The organism is Dietzia sp. SYD-A1, from assembly GCF_015356725.1.
Lineage (GTDB): Bacteria > Actinomycetota > Actinomycetes > Mycobacteriales > Mycobacteriaceae > Dietzia.
In genome coordinates this window covers 18,464-30,050 of sequence record NZ_JADDKI010000077.1, presented here as the reverse complement: position 1 = coordinate 30,050, position 11,587 = coordinate 18,464, and the positions used below count along the sequence as shown (strand labels likewise).

Here is an 11,587-nt window from a genome sequence, read left to right as displayed (position 1 = left end):
GTCATCGCCCGACCGGCCTCGGACGGACCCGGCCCCACGGGCCGACCCGGACCACTCACGGGGAGCACCGTCATCCAGGACAGTGCGAGGCGGACCGGGTCGAGCACGTCAGGCCTTGCCGCTGACCCCGGCGTCGGCGAAGGTCGCCATCTCCGTGAGGACCGCGATCGCGGCGTGGACGGTGGGCAGCGCGGCGACGGCCCCGCTGCCCTCGCCCAGACGCATGGAGTGTTCGAGGATCGGCTCGAGCGAGAGGTAGGTCAGCGCGGCGGAATGGGCCGGCTCGGCGCTCCGGTGGCCGGCGACCCACCACTGGCGAGCCCCGGGTGCCAGGGCCTCGGCGAGTAGTGCCGCCGCCGTGACCACCGACCCGTCGAGGATGCAGGGGGTCTTGCGGACCGCGGCCTGGGCGAGGAATCCCGCCATGGCGGCGAGGTCGGCGCCCGCGACCCGGCGGAGCATGCCCACCGGGTCGCGGAGGTCACCGGAGGCCCGGAACATCGCGTCACGGATCGCCGCGGTCTTGCGCATCCATCCGCCGTCGTCGATCCCGGTGCCACGGCCGACCAATTCGACCGGCTCGCGACCGGTGACGAGGCAGGTGATCACCGTCGCCGGCGTGGTGTTGCCGATGCCGAGGTCGCCCGCGATGAGCAGATCCGCACCCGAGTCGACCTCCTCGTCGGCGATCCTGCGGCCGGCCGCGACCGCGGCCCGGACCTCGTCGTGGCTCAGCGCGTCCTCACGATCGATCGACCCGCTGGAGCGTCGGATCTTGTGGTCGTCCAACCCTCCGGGGCGTTCCGCGGCCATGGACATGTCGGCCACCCGGACCGTCGCCCGCGCCGCGCGGGCGAGAACGGACACGGCCGCACCACCGCCCACGATGTTGTCGGCCATCTGCAGGGTGACCTCCTGCGGGAAGGCGGAGACCCCGTTCGTGGCCACACCGTGGTCGCCGGCGAACACCACGACCCGCGCTCGGTCGAGAGGACGGGGCGGGCAGGTCTCCTGGCACGCCGAGATCCACACCCCGATCTCCTCGAGCCGACCGAGCGAGCCCGACGGCTTGGTCAGCTCCAGCTGCCGGGCTCGGGCCTCGTCGGCCACGGTGTAAGAGGGCGGGTGGACCGGGGGGAAAGTCACGGGGTCGTCGTAGTACTCGACGTCCCCGAGACCGGGGAAGTCCTCGGGCCCCGGCGCGACCGCCACCGCGACCACCTTCTCGACCCCGGGCCGGGTCTCCGGAGCGGGTGGCGGCTCGATCGCTCGCTGCGCGGCGGGGACCGCGGTGTCAGAGAGTGTCAGGACCCGCCCGGCGACGACGAGGACGGCCGAGTCGCACACGTCGGCCAGCCGCCGGTTGAGCCCACCGAGCAGATCCGAGAAGAGGCGCCCGGAGAGCGAGTCGGGCACGACCCCGAGGCCGACCTCGGGGGACACGAGGATCAGCGAACCGGTGTGGGCGGTGACCGCCGAGACCAACGAGTCGACCTCACCGGCCACGGCCGCCCCGCCGTCGGACCATCCGAGGGTGGCGTCCATCCTGCGGGTCAGCCAGCCTCCGAGGTCGTCGACGAGGACCGTGTCGTCGGGGTGATCGGCGAGTACCCGTGTGATCTCGTCGGTCTCCTCGGTGGACCACTCGGCCGGCCTCCGGTCCTTGTGCACGGCGATCCGGGCGGTCATCTCCGCGTCGTCGTGGTCCGATCGCGCGGTGGCGACGTACACCACGTTCCCGCCGGTGGCCACGGCCACCGATTCGGCGTGGGCGGACTTGCCCGAGCGGGTGCCGCCGAGGACGAGCAGGCGCATGGCGTTCGGGGCCTTTCCGTGGATCGTCGGTCAGGGCAGCTGCCGAGCAGGTCAGCTGGTGATCAGGTCAGATGGGGTCGCCCGGGCGCACCCGGGGGCGCGGGGTGCGGAGCATCCGCGGCTGGGTCGCCCGCATCACCGCGTACCACCCCATGCCGAACCCGGTGTCCTCGGTGTCCGGGAACCGCTCGCGGACGACACTGTTGACCTTGCGCCCGAGCAGGATGCCGTCCACCACCACGACCACGATGAGGATGAGGAACAGGTTCTGGCTGTAGAACATCAAGGCGGGGTTGGGGATCAGCTGGAAGATGATCACGAACAGCGCGAGCGGCATGAAGAAGTTGATCAGGCGCCGGTGGGTGTCCACCCAGTCGCGGGCGAAGCGACGGACCTCGCCGCGGTCGCGCGAGAGGACGTAACGGTCGTCGCCGGCCATCATGAGCTGACGGCGCTCCTCACGGGCGGCCCGCTCCTCGGCCTTGGAGGCTCTGCGCTCGTCTTTGGACATGTTCGCCCGGGCGGCCTTCCGCCGCTCCTTGGCCTCCTTGCGGGTGACGGGCGCCGTGACGGGCCCGGTCCGCAGACCTCGCGCGCGCTCCTGGTCCCTCCGCCTGGGGGTGGGCTTGCCCTTGCCCGCGGGTCGCCGGGCGTCCCCTGCCGGAGCCGCGGAATCAGCCCCAGCACCGGCCGCAGCCGCTCCGGGGGAGGACTCCGGCCCGGAGTCGGAACCCGTCGAGCCCTTGCCGGGGTCGTCTTTACTGGAGCCGAATGCACGCAACTTCACGCACCCAGGCTAGGCGATCGTGCCGCAGCGAGGTTATTCACCCGCCGCTCCCTGCAGGCGTATCGTGTCAGTCGACGCGGCGTCCGGGGAATAGAGAGCTCCCCGGTGGACGTTGCACCACCGTAGGACGCCACCGAAGACCCTCTCGGATCGCAAGGAGAACCGACATGACCACTGCGGAGAACACCGCCACGGAGACCACCGCCACCGGTGTGCTGCTCACCGACGCCGCCGCCTCGAAGGCCAAGGCGCTCCTCGACCAGGAAGGCCGCGACGATCTGGCGCTGCGCATCGCCGTCCAGCCCGGTGGTTGTGCCGGCCTGCGCTACCAGCTCTTCTTCGACGACCGCTCGCTCGACGGCGACGTCGTGGACGACTTCGGCGGCATCAAGCTCGCCGTCGACCGGATGAGCGTCCCCTACCTGACGGGTGCGTCGATCGACTTCGTCGACACCATCGAGAAGCAGGGCTTCACCATCGACAACCCCCAGGCCACCGGCTCGTGTGCCTGCGGAGACTCGTTCAACTGAGTTCACCAGGGTAGTTCCCGGGGCGAGCCCGGGGCACCGACGACCCGGACCGACAGCGTGTCGGCCCGGGTCGTCTACTGTCTGGAGCATGTCAGTAGTCATCACCGGTTCCATCGCCACCGACCACCTCATGACCTTCTCGGGTCGGTTCTCCGAGCAACTCCTGCCGGAGCAGCTCGCCCACGTGTCGCTGAGCTTCCTGGTGGACTCCCTCCAGATCCGCCGCGGCGGAGTGGGTGGCAACATCGCGTTCGCGCTCGGCGTGCTCGGCCGTCGTCCCCATCTGGTGGGGGCCGCCGGTGAGGACTTCGCCGAGTACCGCGACTGGTTGGAGAGGCACGGCGTCGACACCTCGGCGGTCCACATCAGCTCCGCCCTGCACACCGCGCGGTTCGTGTGCACCACCGACTCGGACATGGCCCAGCTGGCGTCGTTCTATCCGGGAGCGATGGGGGAGGCGGCCACCATCTCGCTGGCCCGCCTGGTCGACCGCATCGGCCGGCCCGAGATCGTCCTCATCGGCGCCAACGACCCGACCGCGATGAACTCGCACACGGCGGAGTGCCGCGAGCTCGGACTCGACTTCGCCGCAGACCCCTCCCAGCAGCTGGCGTTCCTCGACGGTGAGGCGGCCGCAGCGCTGGTCGACGGCGCCCGGTACCTGTTCACCAACGAGTACGAGTACGAACTGCTGCTGAACAAGACCGGGTGGACGGCCGGGGAACTGGACGACAAGGTCGGCACCCGCATCACCACCCGCGGCGGCAAGAGCGTGATCATCGTGGAGAAGGGCGCCGAGCCCCTCGAGGTGGGCATCGTGCCCTCTGACAACTTGCTCGACCCCACGGGCGTCGGCGACGCGTTCCGCGCCGGCTTCCTCACCGGGGTCGTCGACGGCCTCTCGCTGGAGCGTTCAGCCCAGTTCGGTGCTCTCATCGCCACCCACGTGCTGGAGACGACCGGCACGCAGGAGTGGAGCATCGACCCGGCGGCCGCGCGCCGGCGTCTCGCCGCGGCCTACGGGGACGAGGCCGCGGAGGAGCTCGCGGTGCTCCTCCCGGCGTGACCCGCCTGAGGACCTGAGAGACCCGGCCCGCCCGGCTAGAGGCGGACGGGGTAGTCCCGTTGTTCGATGTCGGGGACGATGCGCCCCTCGACGAAGATGCCGTGCCAGATCATGAAGCACAGCATGGTCCAGATCCGGCGGCTGTGGTCGGACTCGCCACGTCGGTGCTCGTCGAGCATGCGCATCACGGCGGCCTTGTCCACGAACGCGTCGGTGCCCGAGGCCAGGACCTGCGCGCGCGCCCAGTCGTGCAGCTCCGGTCCGGCCAGCCAGTGCCGGGTCGGGACCGGGAAGCCGAGCTTCTTCCGGTGCAGCACGTGCGCCGGCACGATCCGCTCGAGCGCCTTGCGGAGCGCGTACTTGGTGGTCCCGTGAGCGACCTTCTCCGTGTACGGCAGGCGGGAGGCCACCTCGTAGACCTCGCGGTCGAGGAACGGCACGCGCAGCTCGAGCGAGTTGGCCATGGTCATCCGGTCGGCCTTGACCAGGATGTCGCCGCGCAGCCACGTGAACAGGTCCAGGTGCTGCATGCGGGCGACGGGGTCCCAGCCGCGCGAACGCTCGTAGATGGGGCCCGTGACGTCCTGGTGGCCCCATTCGGCCCGGTAGTCGGTGAGGACCGAGCGGACCTGGTCCTCGGAGAACGAGCGCGCGTTGCCGTAGTAGCGGTCCTCGAGACTCATGGATCCGCGATGCAGCAGGCTCTTTCCGCGGGTGCCCTCGGGGATCCGCGTGCTCACCCTTCCCAGCGCACGGCGCAGGCCGCCGGGGATCTTCTCGAACGGAGCGAGCGAGAGCGGCTCCTTGTAGATGGTGTATCCGCCGAAGAGCTCATCGGCGCCCTCGCCCGACAGGACCACCTTGACGTGCTTGCGGGCCTCGCGGGCGACGAAGTAGAGCGGGACCAACGCCGGATCGGCGACCGGCTCGTCGAGGTACCAGATGATCTCCGGGATCGCGGCGGCGAATTCTTCGGGCGAGACCACCTTGACGATGTGTTCCACACCGATCGCCGCGGCGGACTCGGCGGCCACGTCCACCTCCGAGTAACCCTCCCGCTCGAACCCCGTGGTGAAGGTGAGGAGGTTCTCGTTGTGACGCCGGGCGAGCGCGGCGATGGCGGTGGAGTCGATGCCGCCGGACAGGAACGAACCCACGGTGACGTCGGCGCGCATGTGCTTGGCCACGGAGTCCTCGAGGGCCACGGCGATCTCCTCGTAGCGGCGCTCGGAATCGCCGTCGGCGACAGGGACCACGGGGAAGGTCGGCTCGAAGTAGCGCTCGATCACCGGAGCGGCGCCGGGGGAGAGGGTCGCGTGGCAACCGGATTCCAGGCGGCGGACACCGCGCGTCAGCGTCTCGTCCTCCGGGACGTACTGGAGGGTGACGTAGTGCTGCAGGGCGCGGGCGTCGAGAGACGTGTCGACGTCCAGCACCCCCGCGAGCTCGGTGATCGACTTCTTCTCGCTCGCGAACGCGGTGCCCCCGGGACCGGTCGCCATGTAGAGGGGCTTGATCCCGAAGGGGTCGCGGGCCACGAAGAGGGTGCGTTCGACGGTGTCCCAGATCGCGAAGGCGAACATCCCGCGGAGCCGGCGGACGGCGGCGGGGCCCCAGTGGTGGAACGCCACCACGATCGGCTCCCCGTCGCCCTCGGTCCGGAACTCGGCACCGAACTCCTCACGCAGCTGCGCACGGAGTTCGACGTAGTTGTAGATCTCCCCGTTGAACGTCAGGGCGTAGCGGTCGGGGGCCTCGGGCGGACCCCAGCGCAGCGGCTGATGCGAATGCGCGATGTCGATGATCGACAGACGGTTGAAGCCGAACGCCAGGTCGTCGTCGACCCAGGTCCCCACCTCGTCCGGACCGCGGTGACGCTGGCACCCCATCGCGCCCAGAACCCTCGATTCCTGGGCGCGGGCGGAGCCGTCGGGGGTGAGCAGACCAAGCAGGCCACACATTCGTCGGGTACCTCGTCGATCGTCGTCGGGGGTGGGGGAGAACCCGCGTCTGCGGGCCACGATGGGTTCGAATACTACTGGTCCCGGGGCTCCCGCCCGCCGCGCCGGACGGCGGAGGGGTGGGTTCGGTGAAATGCCGGGACCCGCGGCTTCCAAACTGAGAGCCGTGGTCTACGATTCCTAAGTGTCCCGGCCACGTGGTCGGTGCCGCTGATCAGGAAGGCGTGATGGTGGAACAGCGTGACGGGCGTCGTCGGACGCGCAGGGCTGCACTCGCGGTGTCGCTCGGCACATTGGGCTTGGTGTTGTCCGGTTGCAGCCTCCACACCGACAACAAATGGTGGAACCAGACCATGAACTTCGGGTTCCCCAACGGGATCACGCCCGAGGGCATCGCCATCAGGGAGTTCTGGACTATCACCGTCATCACCTCGCTTGTCGTCGGTTTCTTCGTGTGGGGCCTCATCTTCTGGACCATGGCCTTCCACCGCAAGAGGAAGAACGACGACGGCGAGTTCCCGCGTCAGACCGCGTACAACGTGCCGCTCGAGCTGGTCTACACGGCGGTGCCGTTCGTGATCATCTCGGTGCTCTTCTACTTCACCGTCATCACGCAGAACAAGGTCCTCGACCTCCGGCCGGAGGAAGAGGTCGGCGTCAAGGTCGACGTCACCGCGTTCCAGTGGAACTGGAAGTTCGGGTACAACAAGGTCGACGTCGCGGGTGTGTCCATCGAGGACGGCACCAACGAGGAGGCCCAGCGTGCGGCCGAGGAGGCCGGTGTTCTCTCGGACGAGCAGCGTATGGCCCTCGGTCACGACGGGGAGCCCGCCGCCGGCGGTCCGATCCACGGTCGCCTCGCCGAGGACAAGTCGTACCTCCACTTCAACAACATCGAGACCGTCGGCACCTCCGAAGAGGTCCCGGTGCTCGTACTGCCGACCGGAACCCGCGTCGAGTTCCGCCTCGCGGCGGCCGACGTGATCCACTCCTTCTGGATCCCCGAGTTCATCTACAAGCTCGACGTCATGCCGCACCCCGGCCAGAACCAGCAGCTGAGCATGTTCCAGATCGCGGAGATCGAGCGTGAGGGCGCCTTCGTCGGACGGTGTGCCGAAATGTGCGGCGCGTACCACGCGATGATGAATTTCGAGCTCAGGGCGGTGTCGCCGGAGGCCTTCGCGGAGTACATCCAGTTCCGCCAGGACAACCCGACCGCGTCCAACGCGGAGGCGCTCGCGTCGATCGGTGAGGCGCCCTACTCCACCTCCACGGCGCCGTTCAAGACCGGCCGCAGCGATACCCGCGACCAGAACAACATCATCGAGAACGCGTCCGCTAACTAACGTCTCTCCCGGTATCACGCGAAGGGCTCCTGCACGATGAACGCAACAGTAAGAATCTTCGACGGACTGGTGGTCTTCCTCGCCATCCTGGCGGTCGCGTACACCTACCTCACGGGCACCTCGCGAACCGGTATCGAATGGGTGGGCGCAACCTCGCTGGTGCTCTCCGCCGGTCTGTGCCTGTTGATCGGCGGGTACCTCCGGTTCGTGGCGCGACGCATCAGCACGCTCCCCGAGGACTACGAAGAGGCGGAGATCTCGGACGGCGCCGGCGAGCTCGGATTCTTCAGCCCGCACAGCTTCTGGCCGTTCTTCGTCGCCGCCTCGGTGATGATCACCGGCTTCGGCGCGGCGTTCTGGAACTGGTGGGTCCTGCTCGCGGGCGCGACCGCGTTGATCATCACCGCCTGTGCGCTGGTCTTCGAGTACCACTGGGGTCGCGAGAAGCACTGATCCGGCGCCGGCCGGAAACCGGTCAGAGGCCCCCACCGCGTCGCGCGGTGGGGGCCTCGTCGTACCGGCGAGTCCCTGCGGGGGGAGCTACAGTCCCATGTCCTTGGCGATGATGGTCTTCATGACCTCGTTGGTCCCGCCGTAGATCCGGTTGACCCGGTTGTCCGTGTACAGTCGGGCGATCGGGTACTCGTTGATGAACCCGTAGCCTCCGTGCAGCTGGAGACAACGGTCGATGACCTCGGCCGCGATCTCGGTGCAGAACAGCTTGGCGGATGCGGCCTCCGCCGCGGTCAGCTCTCCCTCGTCGAGTGCCTCGAGCGCCCGGTCGGCGACGGCCTGCGCGGCGTCGACCTTGGCCTGGCAGGCGGCCAGCTCGAACTTGGTGTTCTGGAACGAAGCCACCTCCTTGCCGAAGACCGTGCGCTGCTGGGTGTACTCCTTGGCGAAGCGGACGGCGGCAGCGGCCTGGGCGTACGCCCCGTAGGCGATACCCCAGCGCTCGGACGGCAGGTTCTGCCCGAGGTAGTAGAAGCCACGGTTCTCCTCGCCGAGCAGGTCCTCCACCGGGACCTTGACGTCGCTGAAGGCCAGTTCCGCGGTGTCGGAGGTCCTCAGGCCGACCTTGTCCAGCTTGCGTCCCACGGAGTAACCCTCGAGCGAGGTGTCGACGGCCAGGAGAGAGATCCCGAAGCGACGGTCGTCCTCCCGGGGGGGAGCGGTCCGGGCGCAGACGATCACGCGGTCGGCGTGGACACCTCCGGTGATGAAGGTCTTGGCGCCGTTGAGTACGTAGTGCGTGCCGTCCTCGGAGAGCTTCGCGGTGCTCTTCATGCCCGCGAGATCCGAGCCGGTCCCCGGTTCGGTCATGGCCAGGGCCCACATCTCCTCGCCGGAGACGAACTTGGGCAGATACCGCTGCTTCTGCTCGTCGGTCGCCAGTGCCTTGATGTAGGGCAGGCCCAGCAGGACGTGAACGCCCGACCCGCCGAAGTTCACGCCGGCGCGGGCGGTCTCCTCGGACTGGATGGCCTCGAACTTGTGCGAGTTGATCCCGGCTCCGCCGTACTCCTCGTCGACGTTGATGCCGAAGACGCCGAGGTCGGCGAGCTTGTAGTAGAACTCACGCGGCACCATGCCCGCGTCGAACCACTCCTGGAAGTGCGGGGACACCTCCGCTTCGATGAAGGCGCGAATTGTCTGGCGGAAGGCCTCGTGGTCTTCGTTGAACACTGTGCGGCGCAAGGGTGTGCCTTTCCATTGGACGACCCGCCATGAGAGGGGGACGGGCCGATGAGGTGAATGTCTCCTACCGAACCTGATCGTACAAGGCCGTGAACGGCGGCACGGCGAGGGTTACCCGCTGGTAGCTTCACGGCGCCGGGGAGGTGCCGCCCGGGCGTGGCCGGAAGCCGAGTGCGTCCCCGGCGACGATGCGGATGGGTCCACGTAGATCGGTGTCGGAGACGACCTCGCCCCGCTGGGTCACGGCGACCACGCCGTCCGCGCGCAGGTCCAGCGCGACCTCCCGCGCCGTCGCCATGAGTTCTCGCCAGTCGTCGCCGCCGACGGCGCGGGCGGCGTCGCTGGGACAGATCGAGCTCTCGCCCCGGGAGCGCAGAAGTGTCCGGATCGTCGCGGCCAACCGGTCCCGCGTGCCCTGCTCGGTGGGCTCCCACCAGGGGTCGCCCCGCTCGCCCAGGGCTACCTTGGCATCCTGCACCATCACCCGCGCGGCGTCGCCGTCGGACTTCACGAGTCGGCGGCCGGTCATGAGCGCGGAGACCAACTCTGTCCTCAGCGTGTCCGGGATCGAGGGATCGGTGGCCCGCCACCGTCGTCCCTTGACCACGATATATCGGCCGTCATCGGTGTGGTCGACCTGGTTGTCCGTCACACCGCGATCATGCCCGCCCGTCGTCGGGGTGTCACGGGTCCGGTCATTCGCCGCGCGGGCGGGGTCGTCCCGCTATCGTAGAACGTGTTCTAGAAACGCCGATCGCCGGTCGGAGGTCCCGGTGACGACGAGACGAGGAGAGCCCGTGGCGGAGCAGGACAGTACGGTCGAGACGGAGTTCGATGTCGTCGTGGTGGGTTCGGGCGTCGCGGCCCTCTTCGGGGCGGCCGTGGCGGCCTCCCGCGGCATGGCGACGTGCCTGGTCGAGAAGACGGATCGTTTCGGCGGGACGTCCGCGTACTCCGGAGGCGCGGTGTGGTTGCCCGGCAACCGGGTGCTCGCGCGCGACGGGGTGGAGGACTCGGTGGAGGCGGGCCGGACCTACTTCCGCGCCGTGGTGGGCGACCGGACCGCCCCGGACCTCCAGGACGCGTACCTCAACACCGGCCCGATGGTCGTCGACCATCTGTTGGACTCTCTGGACATCCCCATGCGGTTCCAGGCGTTCCCGGACTACTTCGACGCACCCGGTCGCCAGCAGATGGGCCGGAGCATCTACCCCAAGCCGATCCCCGTCGACGAGCTCGGCGGGCGCGCCGGTGACATCCGCGCCTCGGTCCCGTCGGACCAGTTCGGTATCCCGGAGCACCCCACCAGAGTGGAGGGTGGCCGCGCCTGGGTGGCCCGGCTCGTCCTGGCGCTGGACGACATGGAGGCCGCGGAGCTCCGGCTGTCGACGGCGGCAGAGCATCTCCTCCGCGACGACGAGGGGCGGGTGGTGGGGGTCGAGGTGCGCGACGGCTCGGGGTCGCGGTCGATCGGGGCACGGCGCGGTGTACTCGTGGCCGCCGGCGGCTTCGAGCGGTCGACGGAGCTGCGACGTCGGTGGCAGCGGATGCCGACCGCCGCGTGGTCGGCATCCCACCCGGATACCGGCACCGGTGACGCCGTCCGGATGCTCGACGAGGCCGGAGCCCGACTGGACCTGCTGGACCAGTCGTGGTGGTGCCCGGCAACGCTGTTCCCGAACGGTCGCGCCGCGTTCACGCTCGGTTTCCGTTCCGGGATCATCGTCGACGGCACCGGCCGGCGATTCGCCGACGAACTCCTGCCGTACGACCAGATGGGCCGGCGCATGCGCGCTCGGATGGACGACGGTGCCGGCGAGGAGTTCTGGTTCGTCTTCGACGACGTCGAGGCGGGCGGGTACCCGGCGATCTGCGTCCCCGGCCCCGATCCCGATCAGCATCGCGAGGCCGGTCTCTGGCGCACCGCCGGATCGATCGGGGAACTGGCGGAGGCCATCGGCGTCGACGAGGTCGTCCTGGGGGAGAGCGTCGCACGGTACAACGGCTTCGCCGCCCGTGGACAGGACGATGACTTCGGTCGGGGTGAGGATCCCTACGGCCGCTTCTTCCTCGGTGCGTCGTCACCTGAGGAGTGCCTGCGGCCACTCGAGGGCGAGCGCTTCCACGCCGTACGGCTCGTCCTCGGGGATCTGGGCACCAAGGGGGGCGCGGTGACCGACCACCACGGCGCCGTGCTGGATACCGACGGCGCCCCGATCCCGGGCCTGTACGCCGCGGGCAACTCCTCGGCGTCGGTGTCAGGTGAGGCGTACCCCGGCCCCGGCGTACCCCTGGGGTCGGGCATGACGATGGCCTTCCGGGCTGTCGCCGACATGGCCGGCGAGTCGATCCCGGTGGATCCGTTCGCCGTCGCCCCCTGAGCC

At 69.4% G+C, this 11,587-nt stretch carries 10 protein-coding genes; 5 read left to right on the top strand and 5 right to left on the bottom strand.

Features of this window, described 5'->3' with window-relative positions:
- Positions 1–108: 108 nt before the first annotated feature.
- Positions 109–1,815: a nicotinate-nucleotide--dimethylbenzimidazole phosphoribosyltransferase gene (cobT, locus tag IY392_RS04115; protein ID WP_107756184.1), complete on the bottom strand. Its 1,707-nt coding sequence runs from the start codon at positions 1,813–1,815 to the stop codon at positions 109–111.
- Between the two features lie 67 nt (positions 1,816–1,882).
- On the bottom strand, positions 1,883–2,602 hold the full coding sequence (locus IY392_RS04110) for a DUF3043 domain-containing protein (protein ID WP_107756185.1): 720 nt from the start codon (positions 2,600–2,602) through the stop codon (positions 1,883–1,885).
- 167 nt (positions 2,603–2,769) lie between these two features.
- Between IY392_RS04110 and IY392_RS04105 the strand changes: the two genes are divergently transcribed.
- Entirely contained in the window at positions 2,770–3,132 is a 363-nt protein-coding gene (locus IY392_RS04105; protein WP_107756186.1) for an iron-sulfur cluster assembly accessory protein, read from the top strand.
- Between the two features lie 88 nt (positions 3,133–3,220).
- Positions 3,221–4,198, top strand: a complete 978-nt coding sequence (locus tag IY392_RS04100) for a carbohydrate kinase family protein (protein WP_194860583.1) — start codon at positions 3,221–3,223, stop codon at positions 4,196–4,198.
- 35 nt (positions 4,199–4,233) lie between these two features.
- Here the strand turns inward: IY392_RS04100 and asnB are convergent, their stop codons facing one another.
- The gene (gene asnB / locus IY392_RS04095) at positions 4,234–6,159 is read right to left on the bottom strand and encodes an asparagine synthase (glutamine-hydrolyzing) (RefSeq protein WP_194860584.1); all 1,926 of its coding nucleotides are present in this window, start codon (positions 6,157–6,159) and stop codon (positions 4,234–4,236) included.
- A 227-nt stretch (positions 6,160–6,386) separates the two neighbouring features.
- Between asnB and IY392_RS04090 the strand changes: the two genes are divergently transcribed.
- Together IY392_RS04090 and IY392_RS04085 are read left to right on the top strand one after the other, a co-directional pair.
- The gene (locus IY392_RS04090; protein ID WP_194860582.1) at positions 6,387–7,505 is read left to right on the top strand and encodes a cytochrome c oxidase subunit II; all 1,119 of its coding nucleotides are present in this window, start codon (positions 6,387–6,389) and stop codon (positions 7,503–7,505) included.
- A gap of 36 nt (positions 7,506–7,541) precedes the next feature.
- Positions 7,542–7,958, top strand: coding sequence for a cytochrome c oxidase subunit 4 (locus IY392_RS04085; protein ID WP_031264481.1), 417 nt, complete (start codon positions 7,542–7,544; stop codon positions 7,956–7,958).
- Between the two features lie 87 nt (positions 7,959–8,045).
- On the opposite strand, the gene IY392_RS04080 is transcribed toward IY392_RS04085, so the two are convergent.
- Positions 8,046–9,203: an acyl-CoA dehydrogenase family protein gene (locus IY392_RS04080; protein ID WP_107756191.1), complete on the bottom strand. Its 1,158-nt coding sequence runs from the start codon at positions 9,201–9,203 to the stop codon at positions 8,046–8,048.
- A gap of 127 nt (positions 9,204–9,330) precedes the next feature.
- On the bottom strand, positions 9,331–9,855 hold the full coding sequence (locus tag IY392_RS04075; RefSeq protein WP_194860581.1) for a DUF3253 domain-containing protein: 525 nt from the start codon (positions 9,853–9,855) through the stop codon (positions 9,331–9,333).
- A gap of 145 nt (positions 9,856–10,000) precedes the next feature.
- Between IY392_RS04075 and IY392_RS04070 the strand changes: the two genes are divergently transcribed.
- On the top strand, positions 10,001–11,584 hold the full coding sequence (locus IY392_RS04070; protein WP_194860580.1) for an FAD-binding protein: 1,584 nt from the start codon (positions 10,001–10,003) through the stop codon (positions 11,582–11,584).
- Positions 11,585–11,587: the final 3 nt, after the last annotated feature.